This window comes from Aliivibrio sp. SR45-2 (assembly GCF_963890165.1).
In the GTDB taxonomy this organism is placed as follows: domain Bacteria; phylum Pseudomonadota; class Gammaproteobacteria; order Enterobacterales; family Vibrionaceae; genus Aliivibrio; species Aliivibrio salmonicida.
The window spans coordinates 1-22,000 of the sequence record NZ_CAWPRC010000154.1 but is presented as its reverse complement, the minus strand read 5'-3'; the positions used below and the strand labels follow the sequence as shown (position 1 = coordinate 22,000).

The following is a 22,000-nucleotide window of genomic DNA, read 5'->3' as shown; positions in this document are numbered from 1 at the left end:
AAATACGCATCACTCGCTTAACTATAAAGGCCTCAACATCATGTGTTAAGGCCTTTATTTTTCACTCATTTATTTATGTTTAAGCAAACGGATCTACTTTCATATTCGCGAGTGTAAACGCGTAGATATCGGCCATTAAATCAATCGATTTAGATATTGGCATTCCGGCACCATGCCCTGCATTCACATCAATACGGATCAACACGGGATTCTCACCAATTTGTTTTTTCTGTAATTCAGCAATGAACTTATAAGAATGCGCCGGTATAACGCGATCATCATGATCCGCCGTCGTCACTAACGTTGCAGGGTATTCAACGCCCTCTTTAACATTATGAACCGGTGAATAGTCTAGTAAGTAATGAAACATCTCCTCACTTTGTTCTGATGTACCAAAATCGTACGCCCAACCTTCACCCGACGTAAACGTGTGGTAGCGCAGCATATCCAACACTCCGACAGCTGGTAACGCCACTTTAAACAACTCAGGTCGCTGAGTCATACACGCTCCCACGAGTAATCCACCGTTTGAACCACCACGAAGTGCCAAGTGTTCTGAATCGGTATAACCCATTTCAATTAAGCACTCAGCTGCCGCAATAAAGTCATCAAACACGTTCTGTTTTTTCTGTTGAGTCCCTGCGTTATGCCATGCTTTTCCATATTCACCGCCACCACGAATATTTGGTACTGCGTATACCCCACCTAATTCTAACCAGCTAGCCATCATGCCGCTAAAACTTGGGGTTAGGCTGACATTAAATCCGCCGTAGCCATAAAGAATCGTCGGATTTTTACCATCTAATACAATTCCTTTTTTATGCGAGATAATCATCGGAATTCGAGTGCCATCTTTTGATGTGTAGAACACTTGAGTCGACTCAAACCCTTCACTGTCAAACGGAGATTCAGAGGCCAAATACAGTTCTACCTCTCCTGTATTTGCATCACATTGATAAATTGTTGGTGGCGTGACGTAATTGGTAAACGTAAAGAACAAATTGGTTTGCTCTCGTTTACCTGAAAAGCCAGATACTTGCCCTTCTCCCGGTAGCTCAATCTCTCTTAACAAATTACCGGAGAAGTCATATTGCTTCACTTGGCTTAATACATCGACCATATAACTCGCAAACAACGTACCACCACCCACACTGATCTCAAGCGGTTGTGATTGTTCTGGAATAACATCAACCCATTCACTCGTTACCGCATTATAAGACACAATTTTACCGTTTGGCGCCTCTAAATTAGTGAACATCAGTAAACGAGAATCTTCGTTCTCAATCACATACGTATCAGAATCAGTATGAGCTAACACCGTAATTCGTGTTGGATTATTAACGTCTAATCGTTCGATAAATAGCTTATTACCAGAGGTCGAGGTCGCCGCAGAGATCACCAAATACGCATCATCTTCTGTGGTGTAGCCGCTAACATAACGATGTTTCTCTTCTTCTGTCGCACCAAATACAATCACATCGTCAGATTGCGGTTTACCCACTTCATGATAATACAATTTATGCTGATCAGTTCTTGCCGACAATTCACTGCCTGTTGGCTTGTCGTAACTCGAATAATAAAACCCTTTATTTCCTAACCAAGAAATACCCGTGAATTTTGCATCAACAATCGGCGCTTCTACTTGCTCTTTGGTTTCTGTATTTAATACAAAAATTTTACGCCAATCACTGCCCGCTTCTGAAATAGAATAAGCAACAAGAGATGTATCTTTAGAAAAGCTTACCGAGCCTAATGACGTTGTGCCTTCTTCAGAGAACGTATTTGGATCAAGAAAAACCTCAACCGCTCCACCTTCTTTTGAACGATACACTACGCTTTGGTTTTGTAAGCCGTCATTCTGATAAAAGTAGGTGTAATCGCCACGCTTAAATGGCTGCGATGTCTTTTGGTAATCTTGGCCTATCGCGATTACATTTCGAATAGCGTCGCGATTATCAATGTGAGAAAGGGTGTCAAACGTCACTGTATTCTGTTCTGTCACCCACGCTTCTGTTTCTGCACTGGTATCGTTTTCTAACCAGCGATATGGGTCAGCGATGTTATGAGAAAAGTACTGGTCAACCGTTGAGTCTTGCTTTGTGAAAGGATAAATCATGGTACATCCCTATTTATAATTAGTTATCTATTTGTAGAATACGCTCATTAAAAATAGGAATACAACGGTTTGATGGTTTAAGGCTAGTTATTGACGCGTTGCGTATTAATATTCAGTCTATGGTGGATTAATTAAGGGTTTTGGTCAGTTTAGGGTAGTTATTAAACAGCTGATTTTTCTGGTTAAATCTTTATGATACCTTGATCACACTTTTTATAAATTCAAGAAATAAGTTTGTCGACAGACAGGCCAATTAGCACTATTTTATCTTGAATCCAGATTAATCGTGATTTGGATAATTTTCGAGCATTACATTACTCACAAAAAACCGTCCGCCTACAATATTTTATACTCTACTAATTTAAGTTAAACCTGTCTGATCTCCTCAGTACGGGGAGTTATTTGTGCGCGCACTTAATTAAATCTGTTTTTATTACGGACAATAAAAATGAAAAAGCACTTCGAGCTTATCGATAAACCAACATTCTTCGGCGCACTATTACTACTTTTTTCAGTTGTTGCTCCCTTACTGGTATTTCCAGTTCAGGGCGCTGAATGGATTGCCGTTGCTAAAACATTTATGACCGACAAACTAGGCTTTGCTTATTTAGGTCTAGGTTTAGCGGCATTTTTCTTCATGATCTATATCGTTTTCTCTGATATCGGCCAAATCAAACTGGGTGATCCAGATGAGAAGCCAGAATTTGCATTGGCGTCTTGGGCGGCCATGCTATTTTGTGGCGGCATCGGCGCGAGTATTTTGTACTGGGGCACCATCGAGTGGGCATATTACTATCAAAACCCTCCGTTTCAACTAGAAGCGGGCAGTGAAGAAGCGGTACGTTGGGCAGCCACTTATGGTCTGTTCCACTGGGGTCCAATTGCTTGGTGTATCTATATGATCCCTGCAATTCCAATTGCTTACTTCTTCTATGTACGTAAACAGCCTGTACTAAAAGTATCTGCTGCTTTAATGCCTGTGATTGGTGAAGCTAACAGCTTTGGTAAATTAGGCAAAATCATTGATGTTCTGTTTATCTTTGGTTTATTAGGTGGCGCAGCAACAACGTTAGGTTTAGCCGCACCACTGATTAACGAAGGTATTAGCTATCTATTTGGTATTCCAGCAACAACGGGCAGCCAGATCTTAGTATTGATGGTATGTACTGCGATCTTTGCTTACTCGTCATACATGGGCATGGATAAAGGCATTAAGATTTTAAGTAATATTAACTTCTGGGGTGCGTTAGGTTTACTGCTGTTTGTCTTAGTTTGTGGTCCAACAATCTTTATGTTGGAAACAGGTTTAGATTCAATCGGTCGTATGTTATCTAACTTTTTTATTATGGCGACTTGGGCTGAACCTTTCGGTGGTATGGGGACTTTTGAAGATACTCACTTCCCACAAGATTGGACCATTTTCTACTGGGCATGGTGGTTAGTATTTGCACCAAGCATGGGCCTATTTGTTGCTCGTATTTCACGCGGTAGAACGATTAAGCAGATGGTCTCTGGTGCGGTATTCTTCGGCTCTCTAGGCTGTTCAATGTACTTCATCATTCTTGGTAACTACGGTTTATCACTGCAATTATCGGGTGAGTTAGATGTAGTGAACATTCTTAATGTAGAAGGCCCTACTCGCGCCATCTTCTCTATTTTAGAAACACTGCCATTTAGTACCTTCGTCATTGCTGTATTTACCTTGTTGTGTGTGATTTTCACCGCGACAACATTTGACTCTATCTCTTATATTTTAGCGTCAGTGGTACAAACGAATGTGACTGAAGAACCAATGCGTTGGAACCGCCTATTCTGGGCTTTCACCCTTTCATTCATGCCATCGACATTGATGTTTATGGGCGGCTTAGCAACACTACAGACAGCGGCAATTGTGGGTGGTTTACCGCTATTAGTTATCGCAGTAATGCTAATGATTTCAGGCGTTAAAGCAGCGATGCTAGACTTGGCACACCAAGATGATTACATAGATCCAGTAATCAACATATCTAACCTGCCAGATGTTGATCCGTGGAGTAAAGAAGGTCAAGCATTGGCTCGCTTTGAGCAACTACGTGACAACGCAATTGAAGCCGCAGATCTTGAGCGTGAAGCGAACGATGCAATTTGGATGCTGAAAAAACAATTACGTAAAGAAGCGTTAGCACGTGGAGAATCAAGCGTTGATTTAGGCGATGCGCCTGATGATATTATTGAAAATTTACGTCAATTAACGGATGACTCAATGAATGCTAAAGAAGCTAAATTGGCGGCGTCAGTACTTGCTCAAGAAGCGCGTGTTTCCTTTGATGCATTAATGTCTCAAAAGGTCGAAGACGAAGCTTTACAAGCAAACGAAGACGCTAAATTGGCGATTAAAACAAGATTGAATTCACCAAGCTAACTTAACTTTGTGGTTAATGTCTGCTACGAATTCTCAGGCATTAACTCACATACTAAATACAAAAACCGCTCAATCTAAGAGCGGTTTTTTTGTTTATTAATTCAGTCGTTATCGATAAAAATAACGACTAAAACTCAATCTCATTAGTGTTACCACTCCATCTCGCCCGTGTTCACTTTAGAACTTAAAGACAAATCATCTTCCCACTCTAATTGTGGATAATGGGTTTTCATGCTTTTAATCACGTCTTCAGATTTATTTGATTGAGACAGCGCGTGTTCAAAGTTTTCTAAATAATGAAAGGTAAACATAGCGGCTTCTGTGTTTTTCGGTATATCACCAAGATAATGTCCCGGAATAATGATTTCTGGTTGTAATTTCATCATTCGCTCTAATGATTGTCCCCATTCATTTCTTGCTTCTTTTGTTTGTGAATCCGCAGTCCACACATGCATTCCAGAATAAACCGACACCCCACCAAACACGGTTTTTTCAGACGGTACCCATAAATAAGTTTGATGTGTATTTATCTCTTTTACTTCTATTTTTTTATCATCAAGTATTAACGTTGTATCGTTTAATACCTCTGGAACGATGAGCTTTGTTGGCGCTCCATCGCCTAAAATTGGTCCCCAATAAGCGAGTTTGGCATCCATTGTTTTCTTGATATGCTTTACCACCGCTTCACTTGCTACCACTTTGACATCAGGAAACGCGTTAACTAATGGTTGTAACCCAAAGTAATAATCTGGATCACCACCGCTGATGTAAATCATACTGAGCTTCTTATTCCCTTTTTTAATCTTGTGAACTAACGCCTCACCATCCTTAATGCTAAATTGCGCGTCAAACAAAATGGCTTCTTTTTCACCACTCACAAGCACTGACGTCGTTGGAAAAACGCCATCTTTACCTGGATTGTACGGTGAAATATTAAGATCTGCTGCGGATGCATAGCTGGTCAATATCAGTGCGCTCGTTAAAGTGATTGCAGAAAATGTAGTCATAATTTACCTATATATGTAGAAACAGTCTGTGAATATGTCACGATTAAAAGACTATGTTATTAGATTGTATTTCGTTGAAATACCCGATAATCTGACTTTCACTGTTTCATTTTTCGAGCATATAGATTTTAGGTACAAAGTGATGGATAGACTGACCGCGTTACATGTTTTTGTCACAATCGTTGAACAGAGAAGTTTGAGTGCAGCAGCTGATCATCTCGACATGTCACGAGCAAAAGTGTCTCGTTATTTGGCTGAGTTAGAAAACTGGATGGACGTTAGATTACTGCATAGAACCACAAGAAGCCTCAGTCTAACCACGCCTGGGGAAGAAACGCTTGAGGCCGCACGAAACCTATTAGCGTTAGCGGGTACTTTGGATGGCATTCGAAATCAAAATACAGTAAAGCTGAAAGGACAACTACGAATAACGGCAAGCTATTCATTAATAGACAGTTTTTTAATTGATGTGATTGATGAATTTGTGACGATGTGGCCAGAAACCTCGATAGATATCCTTTCTACTGACGAATCGGTAAATATTATTGAATCTCGTATTGATCTGGCTATTCGCATCACGAATGACGTTGAACCAAATGTTGTGGCTAAGCGTCTAGGCGAATGCCGCTCTATTATTTGTGCTTCACCCACCTATCTAGCCAAAAATGGCACGCCTCAAAATGTACAAGAACTCAGTCAACATAACTGCCTTTCTTACACTTATTTTGGCCGTTCTGCATGGGTGTTTGATGGTCCTAATGGGCCAGAGTCTGTTCCAATTACGGGGAATATTAGCGCAAACCTGTCAGAAGTATTACTTGCCGCGACATTACGAGGAAATGGCATTAGTCAACAACCCTTACCTACCGTTCAACCCTTGATTGATCGTGGTGACTTAGTGCCATTACTGCCTGAATGGCAGCCAAAAATCTTAAACGTTTATGCGATTTACGCGACACGAAAACAAGTAACACCTTTACAGAGAGCCTTCATTGATTTTCTAACTGAAAGAATGAAAACGTCACGGTATTGGTAAGTTAGCGTTATCTTAACGCTAACACAATCGCTGCGATACCAGAGATCGAACACATCACTAAAGACACTTTTCGAATCGTCTCTTTGTCTATTCTATCCACCACTTTCATTGCGACTAAATAACCAACGTATGACGCTGGCAATAACGGTAAAGTAAGATACAAATGCGATATGCTCATATAACCAGCAGGGACTTGCACCGCTAGCGATATAAGGCTACTCACAACAAAGAAAGCGGATAAATTAGCGCGGATTAAATTCGCCTCTTGATGCTGTAATAACAACGCCATTGGCGGACCACCAATACCAGAACTCGTACCGAACAAACCAGAGAAAAAACCAGCAATTGTCATTCTTGAATTATTTGGTTCAATGCGAAAAGGCAACAAACTCACCACAACCGCAAGCAATACGACAACCCCAATCCAAAGTGACAAGAGTTTTGCATCAACATAATAAAGCAGCAAACCTCCAAGAATCGATCCCGGAATTCGACCTAAAAATGCATAGCCTAAGCCACGAAAAGAGACATTCGCTTTGTATTTATACGCATTAATAATGGATAAAAACAAACCAACAATCACAATAGGCGCAGGAACGTAACTCGGCGAAATAAGAAATAAAAGAGGTGCCGTGACAATCGCTAAACCAAAACCAATCGCACTTTGTACAAATGACCCGATAAAAATCAGAATCATCGCAAACAACAAACCTAAATCCATTAGAGGAAGCTCCATAAAAAATGCCTTCTATTATGATAGTCATATCAGAAGGCATTATGAACTAGATGTTAGAAAGGAAACAGCAGTATTACACGCTTTACCCTTTCGAACTTATTCAACCGATTGCAAGGTTTCCCATGTCACTTCGCAGTCACCTTTCGCTGCTGAAATAAACGCGGAATCGCCTGTGATCATCACTGACATTTCCATCGTTCTTTCTAACAATGCAGAAAATGAGTGTATTTGAACAGAATCAAAACGAACCACATCAACAGGATACTGTTTGAATTTACTTTGGTTTTGCTTCCACCACACTTCAGATTTTGAGTTAAAGCTGTACACCTTAGTCACTTTAGACTGGCGTGACGCTTTTTTCATACGCTCAGGATCTGGCTCACCTGCATCAATCCAAAGAGAAATCGTATCATCGTATTCACGAACCCAAATATCCGGCTCATCAATCGCAGACAATCCTTTCGTAAACGTTAAACGCTCTTCAGCATTCAAACAAAATGCCAATACACGAGCCATCATACGCTCTTCACTTTCTGATGGATGCTGAGCGATGGTCAAGCTTACTGAATCATAATGATCACGATTCAGATCTGTTAACGCGACACGAAATTTGTAGATGGTTGGTTTGATAGCCACTGGCTTTCCTAACTATTGAGAATTGAAGGCATTGTACGCGATTCTTGTTGCTTAGCTAGGCATAAAAAAAGACCTCACAGTGGTACCTGCGAGGCCTTAACGTACTTATAGGGGAAAGTACTTATTCGTTCTTTATTTTTCCAATACTAAGCTTAGCTCAAATCTACATTTTTTGTGCCAAAGAACCACGTTGCAATAAAGCCAACCGCATAAGAAATCACTAAGCCGGCAGCAAACACAAGCATACCTGCAAAAATACCCGCGCTTGATGTCATTAATGGTAATGCGACAATACCTGATGGACCAAATACCGTATTCAAACCTACTGGTAATCCCATGTAAGACACTAATCCGATAAAGAAACCACCGGCAGACCCACCAATACACGCCGTAATAAACGGTTTTACTCGTGGTAATGTCACACCATAAATCAGCGGCTCACCTATACCTAAGAAACCAGGAATAATGGCCCCCTTAACTTGAGTTCGAAGTAAGGCGTCTTTTCCTGCTTTAGCGTACAAAGCTAATGATGCACCGACTTGCCCTGCTCCTGCCATTGCTAGAATTGGGAATAATGAGTTGAAACCTTGCGCATCCATCAGTGCAAAATAAACCGGAACGAAACCTTGGTGAATACCAAACATCACTGAGATTAAAAACAGCCCAGCTAAGATGGCACTACCAAACGGATTGCCATTTAAGTTGATAAACAACCATGACATGCCTTGGAATAACACGCCACCTAGCGGCATAATCACCACAAAAGTAACCGCACCCATTATCAGCAGAGTGACAACCGACGTTAAGATCATGTCTAGGTTATCAGGCATATATTGACGAACTTTACGCTCAACACCCGCGCCAACAATAGCGGCGATCAATACGCCAATGATGTTACCTCTCGGGTCGATACCATGCCCAAAGAAATCGGTCATGCCCGCATAAATTCCCGTCGTTGCTTCAGGATCGTAACCCAGAACAAACAAAGAAGCTAAAATCGCACCATTAACCCCAGAACCGCCAAACGCCTGTTGTGCGTTATAACCAATCAGGATACTTAAAAAGCTAAATAAGCCTTTACTGAACACTTTCATATACAGGATCAAATCAACCAAATTGGCATTTGGAGATTCATTTCCCATGATATAGAGTTGGTCTAATAACGTAGCAAAACCCAATAACAAACCAGCGGCAATGAAACCCGGAATTAACGGAGTAAAGATGGTCGCAAATTTACTTAAAAATCGCTGTGTCGCACTCGTTTGTTTCTTTTTTAGTTTCTGTTTATGCTCAGAAGCAACGTCTTTCAACTCTTTTTGTTTTGACGAATCAGGCGTGTCGCTATTGTCTTCTCCCTCCATCATTTCATTCATCATTTCAGCGGCTGTTTGTGCTTTGCCTGGGCCTAAAACGATTTGAAATTGATCATCACTTTCAACCAAACCCATCACGCCTGCAATGCGTTTAATCGTATCTCGATTCGCTAAGCTGTCATCATGCAAAGTAAGACGTAAACGCGTCATACAGTTGCCACATTTAATGACATTATTTTTGCCACCAATTGCGTTTAAGATCTCTTGTACCATTGATGTCGTTATCTTGGCCATGCCATTTTCCTTTCTCAATCTAGAGGCTATTGCAGACCATATTGATCTGCATAGTCTGGTTAGCTATTAGCGAGTGCATCGCGAATAAATCCATTATATTCCGTCAATTTGTCTGTCGCACTTTTCGCATCGAGCCCAGACAACACCATAAGAATCGCTGTCTTACAGTGGTTATTACATTGAGATAACGACTCTGCGGCTTCCGTTTCTGAACAGCCCGTAGCCTCAATAACAATATTCTTTTGTCTCTGTACTAATTTTGCATTGGTTGCTTCGACATCAACCATCAAGTTACCAAATACTTTACCAGTGCGGATCATCGCTCCGGTTGTTAACATGTTCAGAACCAATTTTTGAGCGGTTCCGGCTTTCATACGAGAAGAGCCCGTTACGATTTCAGGGCCAACAACTGGTGTCATATTGATGTCTGCCAGCTCTGTCATTGGGCTATTTGGGTTACAACTCAGCGTTGCTACGGTTGCACCCACTGATTTTGCGTATGCCATCGCACCAAGAACATAAGGAGTACGTCCACTCGCGGCAATACCCACTAGCACGTCTTTCTCGTTCAATCCCAAATCTTGCAGATCTGATGCGCCTAATTCACGGTTGTCTTCTGCATTTTCTACTGCTTTTAAAATCGCTTTATGACCGCCAGCAATTAAACCCACAACCAGATCAGGATTAGAACCGTAGGTTGGAGGGCATTCACTTGCATCCAAAATACCTAAGCGGCCAGATGTGCCTGCACCGGTATAAATCAAACGCCCACCACATTGAAACGCCACAGCAATTGCATCTACAACTTCTGCGATTTGAGGCAAAATAGCTTCAACGGCTAACGCCACTTTCTGGTCTTCTTTATTAATAACCGTCAACATTTCTACGGTTGATAACACATCTATTTGCTCACTTGCTTGATTACGGCTTTCTGTTACCAATGTGGTTAGATCAATTTTCATAATGGCGTTCTCTTCAAAAGATAAATTCTCAATTTCAATGGTTGCCATCATAAAGAATAAAAAATTCCATTTAGTGACCAAAATCACAACAAAAGTTATTCTAAACTCTCAAAATAAGTGGAATAAACAAAATTAACAATAAGATAGAACACGTTAAGCAATAGAGATAAACCATTAATTTTCAATAAGATAAAAACAATAAACCAATCAAGAATAATAAGAGTAAATTTGGAATAATTAATTCAAAAAAAGATAGGCATTATGAGTATTTTAGAAAAGATACAAAATCAAAGAAGCAATTTGTCAGCCAATGGCATTAAAATTTTAGATTTTATACTAGAACAGCCCGCGGCAATCGGTGCCTACTCTAGCCAAGAATTGGCAAATAGAGTTCAAGTTTCTCAATCTAGCATCATTAAGCTAACGCAAAAATTGGGCTTTAAAGGATTCACTGCTTTTAAATTGGCAATAATTGAAGACATAGGAAGAAAGCACGCCATCCTAGAACCAGAAAAGCCAATCCACAATAAAATCCACAGTGATGATTCTTCATTAACAATGGCCCAAAAATTGGTTCAAGAAAAACACCACGCCTTAGTTGCTACCACCAACGCCATTGATTACCAAGAGTTTGAACACATTATCTCGTTATTAAACAATGCCAACCGAATTCAAATTATTGGTATTGGAGGATCCGCATTAACCGCAAAAGATCTGTCCTTTAAATTATTAAAGATTGGAATGACGGCGTTATCAGAACAAGACAGTCATGTTCAAATCGCTACCGCGAATACGCTATCAAACACAGATGTACAAATTGTGATTTCTTATTCAGGAAACAGAAAGGAAGTATTAGTCGCTGCGCAAATGGCAATAGAAAAAGGAGCGACGGTTATTGCCCTTACCTCTACGAAGAAAAGTCCATTAAGGAAAGTCGCAAGCTATTGTATTGATACCATTGCAGATGAACGTCAGTTTCGCAGTTCATCCATTTCATCTCGTACGGCACAAAACGTCATTACCGATTTAATTTTTATGACCTTATTTCAACTAAGAAGTGACAGTGCCAAATTACTTATCGATGAAATCTCATCAACTATCGACAGCATTAGATAATCTAGATCAACATAAGGTGTTTTTCTCTAGCAAATAACATTAATTGCCTATGGATTTAGGCAACATGCCTCTCTGTAATTTAGTATAATTCAGCTCCATAATAATTGCCCTGTTGGTAATTAAATAGACCGGTAATATAAAATGAAAGACATCTTATTTTCTTTTCAAGGACGTATTAGTCGCAAGCAATTCTGGCTAGGTACATTATTCATGATCGTTCAATCATTAGTACTTTTTGGACTGTTATCAATGACATTTGATGTAGAAACTAACGCACCAAGTGCCGCTGGATTAATCGTTATTTTAATCGCATTCGTACTAAACACTTGGGAATCATGCGCGCTATATATCAAACGATTTCATGATCGTAATAAGAGCGGCTGGTGGATGTTAATTGGTCTTGTGCCATTTATTGGTGGCTTATGGTTATTGGTTGAATGTGGCTTCTTATCTGGTAATGACGGTGACAATAATTTTGGTAAAAGTCCTAAACTGAATTAAGTTTATCGCTAAACTATCACAACACCATTAATGACGAGCGTATAAAAGCGCTCGTATCTCTCTTCTTCTCTTCTTCTCTTCTTCTCTTCTAAAAAATTAAATCGTATCTAATAAAGTGTCCGCAATTAAAATTCACCGCACTCTCGCTTATAGCATCAAAAATACAGAGACAAAAAAGGCACGAACAATCTGAATAATGTATTCATTGTTCATGCCTTCAAATTTAGAAATATTGGTTCTTTATGCCGTCGCTAGATCTCTAAACGCCATCAATAATTCTTTTTGCTTATCCGTTAGATTCGTCGGAGTCGCTACGATAATCTCTACCATTAGATCCCCTGTAATTCCTTTACGGCCTTTCACGCCTTTATCTTTCATTCGGAATTTACGACCACTTTGAGTACCTGCAGGCACTTTCAATTTAAAGCGGCTTTCTAACGTTTGGATCTCAACTTCACCACCAAGAGCTGCGGTTGCAAAATCCATTGTAACAGGGCAAATTAAATCATTACCATCACGTTTTAAAATCTCATGAGGACGAGTATTAATTTGAATTAATAAATCCCCAGCCGGACCACCATTGGTTCCAGATTCGCCTTTACCAGAAAAGCGAATTTTCTCACCATCATCAATACCCGCAGGTACTTTGACGTTGATTTTTTTATTCTCACCATTAATTGGTAATTCGATGACTTGCTCACACCCATTAATGGCATCCGCAAATTCAACTGTTAAGTTAAACTGACGATCTTGGCCTTTTTGTGGACGAGGACGGCGTTGTTGAGAGAACATGTCTTCAAACCCACCACGACTGCGCCCGCCGCCACCAAATGCACCACCAAAAATATCTTCAAATCCGCCGTAGCCTTGGCTCTGACCACCAAAGCCAGCACCACCGCCACCTGAGCCACCATTTTGGAATGCAGCGTGACCATAATCATCGTATTGCCCGCGTTTATCGGCATCCGTTAAAATTTCATACGCTTCTTTGATTTCTTTGAACTTGTCTGCGGCTTGTGGATCACCCTGATTCTTATCTGGGTGGTATTTCATCGCAAGACGTTTGTACGCTTTTTTAATCTCTTTTTCTGTGCTGCTTTTAGAGACACCAAGGACTTCATAATAATCACGTTTAGACATGACTTAACCTCGTCAATGAATAGAAACAGGCGTCAGAGAGAGCTCAAACGCCTGTTATAAAATAATACTAATCAATGGAGTTTATGTCCTATCAGATTAAGGTCAAGATCTATCTCACATTATGCGGTAAGTTCTTGCCATTTATCTTCTTTACATTGCCAATTTCCACACAAAATCACTCTATTTACGTATTAATAAATGGACTCAATAAATAAAAATAATCATTTACTCTTTACTTAAAGAGACCTTATCATTTTGGGAAGATTGGCAATCGTGGGCTGATGTGTATGGAATCGAATACCAACCGCCTCAAAATGTTATTCAAGTTGAGGATCAAGTTTCCGTTATTCAAGCCGCGGTTAATGATGCGGGAATTGCACTAGCTTGGGATTGGCATGTAAGGGAATTAATAGAACAAGGGGGATTGGTTGCGTTAACCAAGCCGGTTGAATTTAACACGAATGCCTTCTTTTTATCGGTTTCAGAAGACAGTGATCATTTCGCTTCTCAACTCTTTGTAGATTGGATTATTTCTACTGAACGTATCTATTTGAATTCATAAAAAAGCCCTAATAGAGGTATTATTTCATTAGGGCTTTCGTTGTGTATGTTTGTAATTCACATCAATTTACAAGAATCAATTACGTAACGATTTCATTTGTAATTTAGAGAAAAATTCATCATCAATAATGAAATCGAAATGCGCTTTATTAATAAGAATTTCGGTTTTATAACCCGATTTATTGGCAGGGATCATATCGATACGAGTGGCAACATTGCGGCCATTAAACTCTTTTATATCATTCGTGCTCATCGTATTAACTAATTTATTAAACTCATCGTATGATTCGACTTTACGTTGAATAAACGTCTTTTGTGAAATCCATAAACGCACTTTGCTCAACATGATAGGGGCATCTGGTTTTGCAATGGCATCAATCACCCACGTTTTATCGCCGTCAATCACCTCTTCTTTGATGATTTTTTGATCATAGTCGGCCACTATCGATGATTGGTTGATCACATCATTAGTCGTAAAGTCCGATGCCAACCAAAATCGGTCTAATTTTGATGGCACAATTTTACTGACCTTCTCAGCTCTTGGATCCCAATTCCAAATCTCATTGTCACGTTTCAGAGACGCATTTCCCCGTTCTTCTGCGGGAGCGGTAACAAGCACTAAAGAAAGGCCTTCTCCTTTATTCCAACTTTTCATACTCAGACTTCGTGTCGAATCAGGACGGATGACGTTCATGGTCAATTCTATGTATCTTGACTCTCCTCGCATCTGCTTATCTGATTTTTCAACAATCGCCTTTGCAGACAGCGTTTCTGCTGCAAAAACATGCCCAACGACTCCAAAAAACGCAAAAAACAGAACAATTTTAATAATCAGTTTGATTTTATTTTTCATAATACACCTAGCCATGATGCTTAATTTATGAACTTATTTTAATCCGTTTTGATGAATAATTTCGTGACCTCTAAGACGAAACAACTCAAAGAAAAGTCAGAATAATGTCAAAAATTAAGGCATTGTGGCAATGAGACGTTCAATTAAAATAGTTAATGCTTTAGGTTGAAATTTTCGTTGTTTATACACCAAAAAAGATTGTCTTGGTGGGAACTTATGATCGGAAAATATTTCAATAAGATCCATCTCAGGCATGATCAAATGATAAGGTAATGTTGCAGCACCTAGCCCTTTCACCGTGGCATGAAGCACTTGACCAATATCATTCACTTGCAAACGAGGATGAATGTGGATCTGCTTTAATGTTTGAGTTTGATCGGTGTATGTCATGGTCTTTTGATCGTCTAATCGAATCCAATCAAGTTCTTCGATTTGAGCGACTTTATGCTTATCCCAATAAGACATTGCGACAAAGACACCATGCTGAGCTAAGAATAAAGGACGAGCAATCATGTCCTCTGCTCGGCTAATATCAAACGTAAGCACTAAGTCTCTGTCTGTTTTTGGTAACGCATCTTCGGCGCATAAATTAATTTCAATTGACGTTTGTGGGAACTCTAATAAAAAATCAGTAATTAATTCTCTAACGTAGAAATTGTAAAAACGATAAGGCAAAGACAATCGAATATTTCCAACAACCTCTTCAACCTGTTCACTCAATTGGTGGCAGTTACTTTCTAGTAGATTAAATTGGTCTTCTAATAACTGATAGTAATGTTGGCCTGTTTGAGTCGGAACAAGCTCTCGACCTTTCTTCTCTAACAATCGAACATTCAGCTTCTCTTCCATTAATGATAAACGGCGTGAGACGGTCGAAACGGGTAATCCCAATGCTTTTGCGGCTGCTTGTTGAGATCCCAGTTGCACTACTTTACAAAACAAAAACAGATCATCAATAGTTCCAAATATGGAATTCATACTTTTATATCTCGCTATTTTTATCATTAATGAAATTAATATACTTAATCTCATTCAAACAATCACGATAACAATCAAAAATAGAGAGATAATGATGAGTAAAACATAATTCTGGGTATCTGGTACCATTTCAGCAATTAGAATGAGAGGAATAAGACCCAGACCGCACCATACTAGTGAGGATATCCCCTAGTTAAAACCAACGCTTCACCTGATTGGCATACACTTTAAAGTCCTCACCAAACAGTTTAACCAGCATTTTTTCTTCTGGTTCAATTTGAAAACGATTCATATAAAGAACAAAACCTAACGCACTCACTAAACCAAGTGGATGTTGGGTATAAGCAACACTACTCAACAAAGCCAGTAGTAACCCAAGGTACATAGGATTACGGGTGTATTGATAAATACCAGAACTGACTAATGAAGAACTGCTTTCTGGTTTAAGTGGATTAACCGTTGTTTTTGCCTCTCGAAATTCTTTTACTCCGCACAACGCAATTACCCCACCTAAAGTAATCAAACCGAGAACAAGAACGTAGCTCAACAAAGGCAAGTAAAACAGGTTAAAAGGAGCAAGGTAGTCAAAAATGAACACTGTTGCCATAAACAACAACATGACTAGCGGGGGCGGAACTCTCAGTTCTAATTTTGAGCGCATTTGTTCTCCTTTCACACGGTGATTCTCTGTCCATATAAATCCAGCGCTTACTTTAACAGTCAAGATTACAATGTCACTGGCCTTTTCTTAATTATTCAAGAAATATAGGTCAGTAACGGCACAATGCTTAGTCTTAATCCTTCCTTCTCAAAATTGACCGTTTTATTTTCTAATCCCTTCACCTCAAAAAAACTCAATAAAACAATATCTTTTTTATACTTTTTTTGTATAATTTATTGATAATAGTTATCAATCGTATTTAAGTGAAGTAAAAATGAATAATGAGAATTTAAAAAACTTACGTCTTAAAGATTTAGAAACAATGATCAAATCGCATCACTTTTTGCGATATTTAGTCGCAACTACCCTTGTTGTTTTTTGCATGGATTCATTATTACAACATCGTGATTATTTCGGATTCGTTGAATTTCGTCCCCTGTTTTTACTTATCACCTTTCCTTTGTTGTTCTTATCAATTAAAAATCATAATGATTCCGTTAAAACGGATGAAGAAAAGAGCAAAGATATAAAAAGATGGGAGATAAGAAATCTTGGCCGTTATGAATTCATCATTATTCTATTAATCATATTTCTCTTCGTTCCACTGACATTTTTTGGTCAATACACTGCTTTTGTACATATATTTAAAGCGTCTTTAATTACCTTTGCGATTCAACGTCTTTTAAAGAAAAGCAATAACAAAGTGAATCAGAAATAATTCATTAATCTGCGTACATTCCTCACTTTAAAAAAATGACTGCATTGTGATGTAAAACAATACCGTTATGGGTATTTATATGTTTATATATACATGAAGCTCTTATGCTAAGTCGTTATTTTTAAAGAAAAACCTTTATAATTAAAAGGTTAGAAAGGAAATTGATTATTATGTCATCTGATTTTTATGGCTCTAGTAGCACTTATGCCCGTCAAGAAAGTGGTTACCGTGAAAAAGCATTAAAACTATACCCTTGGGTTTGTGGTAATTGTGCTCGTGAATTTGTGTATTCAAACCTACGAGAATTAACGGTTCACCATAAAGATCACGACCACACCAACAATCCAAATGATGGCAGTAATTGGGAACTATTATGTTTGTTCTGCCATGATCACGAGCACTCTAAATACACAGAACACGATCAATATGGCTCAGAGATTAAAGCAGGTGAAGATGATCACCAATCAGCAACGCACAATCCGTTTGCGGCTTTAAAATCGATGATGAAAAAGTAATTATTAATTATCATCAGCGCCTTATATGACCTTTCTAACTAACAGAAAGGTCATTATCTTCCCCTCTTCTTTTTATATTCAAACCTCATCATGAAAATCGAAAATAGCCCAGTAACTCTACATCAATTCAATGGTGTCGATTTCTATTTAAAACGCGACGACCAACTTCATCCCCAATTCTCTGGTAACAAAGCTCGAAAGTTCATGGGACTATTAGAAGGTGACTTTCCAAATATCACGACACTGATTGGCTACGGCTCACCACAAGCAAATTCACTGTACTCATTAGCCGCATTGGCGACATTAAAAGAATGGCACCTCGATTTTTATGTTGATCATATCCCCTCTTTTTTAAAAGAGAATCCCAAAGGCAATTACCGCGCGGCGTTAGATCTTGGGGCAAATATTATTGCTCTAAATTCACTTGAAAGTGCAAAACAAGATGATGATTCAGTCTTAAGCAGTTTGGATTACATTCAACATATAAGACACCCTAAAGAACATGAATTATTTGTACCTGAAGGTGGTCGTTGTGGTCTGGCAGAAAGTGGCGTAAATCAATTAGCTCAAGAACTTATCATTTGGAAAGAAGAACAGGCACTCACCTCTCTAACGGTTGCTTTACCATCAGGTACAGGAACAACCGCACTCTTTCTTCATAAGCATTTAAAAGCACACGATATCAAAGTTATTACCTGTGCTTGCGTTGGAGGAAATCAGTATCTCACAGATCAATTTCTGGAGCTTGGTGAAACCGACCATCCTGAAATATTAACACCAACTAAAAAACATCACTTTGGTAAATTATACCGTCACGATTACGATATTTGGAAACAATTACACGACCAAACCAATGTAGAGTTTGAATTGCTGTATGACCCATTAATGTGGCGTTGTCTGGTTGATTGGCTACCCAATAATCCCAATACCACACTTCTTTATATCCACCAAGGCGGTTTGTTAGGTAATGAAAGCATGCTACCAAGATACATAAGAAAATATGAGAACTAATGACATGATACGTAAGACGGTTTTGCCCCTATTTTTTATCTTATTTATGCTATTCGCCAACACCTCAATGGCTGCATCACTTAATGACACGATAATCGCTCTTGAAAAACAAACATCCGGTGACATTGGTGTGGCCGTTTTAGATACTAAAACAAACCAAATATGGAGCTATAAAGGCAATCAACGATTTCCAATGATGAGCACCTTTAAAACACTTGCTTGTGCGAAGATGCTGCATGACGCAGACAAAAAAATCATTAATAAAAAAACAGAAACAGCCATCGCACAAAAGGATTTAATCCCTTGGTCTCCAATAACAGAAAAGTACGTAGGTAAAAGCATTTCTACAGAAAAAGCCTGTGAAGCCACAATGCTCATGAGTGATAACACCGCCGCCAATATCGTATTACAGCAAATAGGCAGCCCAAGTTCGCTAACTGCTTTTCTTCGATTAATGGGGGATAGCACGACACAACTGGATCGCATTGAACCTACATTGAATGAGGCAAAAAAAGGCGATATCAGAGACACAACAACACCTATTGCAATGGTTAATACCATTAACAAACTTCTGTTAGGTAATACACTGACCACCACCGATAAAGTGACACTGAAAAAGTGGATGATGGATAACAAGGTGTCTGATCCCCTATTACGATCTATTTTACCAATACATTGGTCTATTGCTGATCGCTCTGGGGCTGGAGGTTATGGGTCTCGTGGGATCACCGCAATTATTTGGAATGAACATCGCTTACCGTTGATCATCAGTATTTATCTAACTCAAACGGACCTTACATTGGCAGAGCGTAATGACATTATCGTTCACGTTGGCTCCGCATTATTTTCACACTTCAACGTAAAATAGAACTCGTGAAGCCAAAGTTCACTTAATTAACGCCTCGGTTCACTGATTCTCGTTTTATGAATAATGCCTTTTCTATATAGCTTGAAGAAGTAAATGCGTATACTGTCGCTCCTTAATTTTTAACTTACACGGTTACTGAAAGATGATTATTTTAACTACCAACTTTGGCGATATTCATATTGAGCTTAATAAAGAAAAAGCACCTGTTAGCTCAAAGAACTTTTTAAAGTACTGCCAAGACGGTTTTTATGAAGGTACAATTTTTCATCGCGTGATTAAAGGTTTTATGATCCAAGGCGGCGGGTTTACTGCTGATATGCAAGAGAAAGAAATGCGCGCCCCTATTGTTAATGAAGCAAACCGCGGTTTAAAAAACTTAAATGGTACAATCGCGATGGCTCGTACCGATGCGCCTCACTCTGCAACTAGTGAGTTTTTTATTAACATCGCGAACAATACCTTCCTTGATCACACAGCAACCACAAACGCTGGTTGGGGCTATACCGTGTTTGGTGAAGTGACAATAGGTATGGATGTAGTTAAGAAAATTGCCAAAATAAAAACAAAATCAATGGGTGAATTTGATGATGTTCCAAAAGAGAGTATCATTATTGAAAAAGTGACTATTATTGAAGAGTAACAAACGCATTACTCTCCCTTAAATAACACTAAAAACGGTGCTAATTATAGCGCCGTTTTAGATCCCCCTAATGTAATTTTCTGGGATAAACCAATATTAACGCCATAGATAAGCACCAAATGCTTATCTAACAGAAAACGGAACTCAATGAATGTCTTTATCTAAAAAGTTAAAACATATTTCGGCCTCTTTGTTATTAATTGCGTCATCAAGTGCGATCGCTAATACGTCGCTTCCCCTCTCTCCAGAGAAAATAACCCAGCCTTATCCTGAGGTGAAAGTAGAAACAATTCACTCAGCACAATCTCTTATTAGTGAGTTTAAAGAGCATCAATACCAATTAAGCAACATTAAAAAAAATAATACGGTCCCTGTTTTCTTTGTTGAAAATCTTCCTGATAATTTAAATTCGTTACCAGTAGAAGAGAAAATATCAGGATTTATTCGTTTATTACTACCAACAATTATTGATGTAAATAAGCACATCATTACCGTTAGAAATGAAGCGATTTCATTATCCAAACAACCAAAAACAGAATGGACAAAAGAAGAAAGTCTGTGGATGAGTAATTTAATGGCGTCTTATGATGTTAAAACCAACAACATCGATGAGTTACTTCTTCATCTTGATATTATCCCAGTAGGCATGGTGCTTGCTCAAGGTATCGATGAAAGTGGTTGGGGTACAAGTTACTTCGCTATCAATGGTAATAGCTTATTTGGTGAACATCTGTCATCTCAAGGCGGTAAGTATTTAAGTACCCCTGGTGGGCATGTAAAAGTGGCCGCATTTGATAACCTTTTTGAAGGTACTGCGCGCTATATGTACAACTTAAACACAACATCGGCTTACCATGATCTTTGGACGTTACGTCAACAATTACGCAAAGATAATAAGTTATCAGGCTATGAGTTGGTTGAGTCACTGTCTCATTATTCAACCCGTGGGCAAGCGTACGTTGATAATTTACAAGCACTAATCAAAAATCATCATTTAGACAGTTTTGATAATGTTGAGTTTAATTACACGACACCAATACGTATTCGATTTACAAAATAAAAAGAAAAGGTTGTGACTGACTAATGTTACAACCTTTTTTATTGACACATTTTTGACCAAATTAAACTGGACGGTTGGTATACAGGCCAGTTACACTTTCTAGCTTACTTTAGTAACAGGTAAATAATGATGAAAGACATGCGACAATCTATGCTCGATGCAGGGTTTACACTGATTAATGAACATGGTTTTGCTGGCGTAGGCTTGATGAAAATCATCAATGAAGCCGAAGGAACGAAAGGTTCGTTTTATCATTACTTCAAATCTAAAGAGCATTTTGGAGAGATCTTACTGAGTGACTACTTTGAAGAACACTTAGCTACGCTAGAATCTTTTCTGAATGATGAGGCAATGACTCGCAGTGAGCGTGTAAAAGCGTATTTCGAATACTGGGCAACCTCTAAATTGACCGAAGATTTCCATATTAAATGTCTAGTCGTAAAACTGGCAGGTGAAATCTCTGGAGCGTCTGGAAAAATGCAGATGGTTATGGCTGAAGGCGCAGAAAAAGTGATTCAACGTATGGCTCAGTTCTTTGAACAAGGCAATGCTGAGAACGACTTCACTATTCAAAACCCAGAAGACACCTCTCGTATGATGTATAGCTTATGGCTTGGTAGCACATTGTTAGCCGCAATGCAGAAACGCAGAGAAATCCTTGATAATGCAATGAAAGAAACAGTAATTATTCTTGAGCGTTAATCAATGTTATTGAAACTAATGTTAATAAGAAAATCAACATCATAATTAGCAGAATCAACATTAGCTTATTAGTGTAAACATAGAATAAGTCTATTTATTATAGGCTTTATTTTCTACAGTAAAATACGCCATGTTTTTATTTAAACCATAAATAAAACCCTATAAAAAATATACA

22 protein-coding genes are annotated in these 22,000 nt (G+C 38.9%); 12 read left to right on the top strand and 10 right to left on the bottom strand.

The annotated features are described in order from the left end of the window. Positions 1-79 precede the first annotated feature (79 nt). On the bottom strand, positions 80-2,116 hold the full coding sequence (locus AACV33_RS11040) for a prolyl oligopeptidase family serine peptidase (RefSeq protein WP_182700213.1): 2,037 nt from the start codon (positions 2,114-2,116) through the stop codon (positions 80-82). Positions 2,117-2,564: 448 nt separating this feature from the next. On the opposite strand from AACV33_RS11040, the gene AACV33_RS11035 reads away from it, so the two are divergent. Further along, positions 2,565-4,517: a BCCT family transporter gene (locus tag AACV33_RS11035; RefSeq protein WP_182700212.1), complete on the top strand. Its 1,953-nt coding sequence runs from the start codon at positions 2,565-2,567 to the stop codon at positions 4,515-4,517. Between the two features lie 149 nt (positions 4,518-4,666). On the opposite strand, the gene AACV33_RS11030 is transcribed toward AACV33_RS11035, so the two are convergent. Further along, positions 4,667-5,524, bottom strand: coding sequence for a Vmh family MBL fold metallo-hydrolase (locus AACV33_RS11030; RefSeq protein ID WP_182700211.1), 858 nt, complete (start codon positions 5,522-5,524; stop codon positions 4,667-4,669). 142 nt (positions 5,525-5,666) lie between these two features. Here AACV33_RS11030 and AACV33_RS11025 point away from each other — a divergent pair, with 142 nt between their 5' ends. Further along, the gene (locus AACV33_RS11025) at positions 5,667-6,560 is read left to right on the top strand and encodes a LysR family transcriptional regulator (RefSeq protein WP_182700210.1); all 894 of its coding nucleotides are present in this window, start codon (positions 5,667-5,669) and stop codon (positions 6,558-6,560) included. A 7-nt stretch (positions 6,561-6,567) separates the two neighbouring features. Here the strand turns inward: AACV33_RS11025 and AACV33_RS11020 are convergent, their stop codons facing one another. The 4 genes from AACV33_RS11020 to murQ all read right to left on the bottom strand — a co-directional run bounded on the left by AACV33_RS11020 (position 6,568) and on the right by murQ (position 10,501). Next, positions 6,568-7,281 (bottom strand): sulfite exporter TauE/SafE family protein, encoded by a 714-nt coding sequence (locus AACV33_RS11020; RefSeq protein ID WP_182700222.1) that lies wholly within the window; start codon positions 7,279-7,281, stop codon positions 6,568-6,570. A 111-nt stretch (positions 7,282-7,392) separates the two neighbouring features. Next, on the bottom strand, positions 7,393-7,932 hold the full coding sequence (locus AACV33_RS11015) for a YaeQ family protein (RefSeq protein ID WP_065591714.1): 540 nt from the start codon (positions 7,930-7,932) through the stop codon (positions 7,393-7,395). 152 nt (positions 7,933-8,084) lie between these two features. After that, positions 8,085-9,539, bottom strand: a complete 1,455-nt coding sequence (gene murP / locus AACV33_RS11010) for a PTS N-acetylmuramic acid transporter subunit IIBC (RefSeq protein ID WP_023603100.1) — start codon at positions 9,537-9,539, stop codon at positions 8,085-8,087. 59 nt (positions 9,540-9,598) lie between these two features. Next, on the bottom strand, positions 9,599-10,501 hold the full coding sequence (gene murQ / locus AACV33_RS11005) for an N-acetylmuramic acid 6-phosphate etherase (RefSeq protein WP_023603099.1): 903 nt from the start codon (positions 10,499-10,501) through the stop codon (positions 9,599-9,601). Positions 10,502-10,762: 261 nt separating this feature from the next. Here murQ and AACV33_RS11000 point away from each other — a divergent pair, with 261 nt between their 5' ends. Together AACV33_RS11000 and AACV33_RS10995 are read left to right on the top strand one after the other, a co-directional pair. Further along, positions 10,763-11,617 (top strand): SIS domain-containing protein, encoded by an 855-nt coding sequence (locus AACV33_RS11000; RefSeq protein WP_023603098.1) that lies wholly within the window; start codon positions 10,763-10,765, stop codon positions 11,615-11,617. Positions 11,618-11,758: 141 nt separating this feature from the next. Next, on the top strand, positions 11,759-12,118 hold the full coding sequence (locus AACV33_RS10995) for a DUF805 domain-containing protein (protein ID WP_065610652.1): 360 nt from the start codon (positions 11,759-11,761) through the stop codon (positions 12,116-12,118). A gap of 240 nt (positions 12,119-12,358) precedes the next feature. Here the strand turns inward: AACV33_RS10995 and AACV33_RS10990 are convergent, their stop codons facing one another. After that, positions 12,359-13,258 (bottom strand): DnaJ C-terminal domain-containing protein, encoded by a 900-nt coding sequence (locus AACV33_RS10990; RefSeq protein ID WP_182700209.1) that lies wholly within the window; start codon positions 13,256-13,258, stop codon positions 12,359-12,361. Between the two features lie 211 nt (positions 13,259-13,469). On the opposite strand from AACV33_RS10990, the gene AACV33_RS10985 reads away from it, so the two are divergent. Beyond that, a complete protein-coding gene (locus AACV33_RS10985) occupies positions 13,470-13,820 on the top strand; it encodes a LysR substrate-binding domain-containing protein (protein WP_182700221.1) in 351 nt (116 codons plus the stop codon). A gap of 75 nt (positions 13,821-13,895) precedes the next feature. On the opposite strand, the gene AACV33_RS10980 is transcribed toward AACV33_RS10985, so the two are convergent. The 3 genes from AACV33_RS10980 to AACV33_RS10970 form a co-directional block, all read right to left on the bottom strand. Then, positions 13,896-14,672: an outer membrane lipoprotein-sorting protein gene (locus tag AACV33_RS10980; RefSeq protein WP_182700208.1), complete on the bottom strand. Its 777-nt coding sequence runs from the start codon at positions 14,670-14,672 to the stop codon at positions 13,896-13,898. Between the two features lie 114 nt (positions 14,673-14,786). After that, positions 14,787-15,650 carry a LysR family transcriptional regulator gene (locus AACV33_RS10975; protein ID WP_182700207.1) on the bottom strand — a complete coding sequence of 288 codons (864 nt, stop codon included), beginning with the start codon at positions 15,648-15,650 and terminating at the stop codon, positions 14,787-14,789. Positions 15,651-15,843: 193 nt separating this feature from the next. Further along, positions 15,844-16,311, bottom strand: a complete 468-nt coding sequence (locus tag AACV33_RS10970; protein ID WP_017020545.1) for a methyltransferase family protein — start codon at positions 16,309-16,311, stop codon at positions 15,844-15,846. Between the two features lie 274 nt (positions 16,312-16,585). Between AACV33_RS10970 and AACV33_RS10965 the strand changes: the two genes are divergently transcribed. The 7 genes from AACV33_RS10965 (at position 16,586) to AACV33_RS10935 (ending at position 21,825) form a co-directional block, all read left to right on the top strand. Next, positions 16,586-17,029 (top strand): hypothetical protein, encoded by a 444-nt coding sequence (locus AACV33_RS10965; RefSeq protein ID WP_017020546.1) that lies wholly within the window; start codon positions 16,586-16,588, stop codon positions 17,027-17,029. 170 nt (positions 17,030-17,199) lie between these two features. Next, positions 17,200-17,544 carry a YajD family HNH nuclease gene (locus AACV33_RS10960; protein WP_017020547.1) on the top strand — a complete coding sequence of 115 codons (345 nt, stop codon included), beginning with the start codon at positions 17,200-17,202 and terminating at the stop codon, positions 17,542-17,544. Between the two features lie 90 nt (positions 17,545-17,634). Continuing rightward, on the top strand, positions 17,635-18,555 hold the full coding sequence (locus tag AACV33_RS10955; protein ID WP_065610656.1) for a 1-aminocyclopropane-1-carboxylate deaminase/D-cysteine desulfhydrase: 921 nt from the start codon (positions 17,635-17,637) through the stop codon (positions 18,553-18,555). A 4-nt stretch (positions 18,556-18,559) separates the two neighbouring features. Continuing rightward, positions 18,560-19,423 (top strand): class A beta-lactamase, encoded by an 864-nt coding sequence (gene bla / locus AACV33_RS10950; protein ID WP_065610980.1) that lies wholly within the window; start codon positions 18,560-18,562, stop codon positions 19,421-19,423. 142 nt (positions 19,424-19,565) lie between these two features. Beyond that, positions 19,566-20,063 (top strand): peptidylprolyl isomerase, encoded by a 498-nt coding sequence (locus AACV33_RS10945; RefSeq protein WP_017020550.1) that lies wholly within the window; start codon positions 19,566-19,568, stop codon positions 20,061-20,063. Between the two features lie 151 nt (positions 20,064-20,214). Next, positions 20,215-21,123 (top strand): glucosaminidase domain-containing protein, encoded by a 909-nt coding sequence (locus tag AACV33_RS10940; RefSeq protein WP_017020551.1) that lies wholly within the window; start codon positions 20,215-20,217, stop codon positions 21,121-21,123. Between the two features lie 129 nt (positions 21,124-21,252). Continuing rightward, positions 21,253-21,825 (top strand): TetR/AcrR family transcriptional regulator, encoded by a 573-nt coding sequence (locus AACV33_RS10935; RefSeq protein WP_017020552.1) that lies wholly within the window; start codon positions 21,253-21,255, stop codon positions 21,823-21,825. The last annotated feature ends 175 nt before the right edge of the window (positions 21,826-22,000 follow it).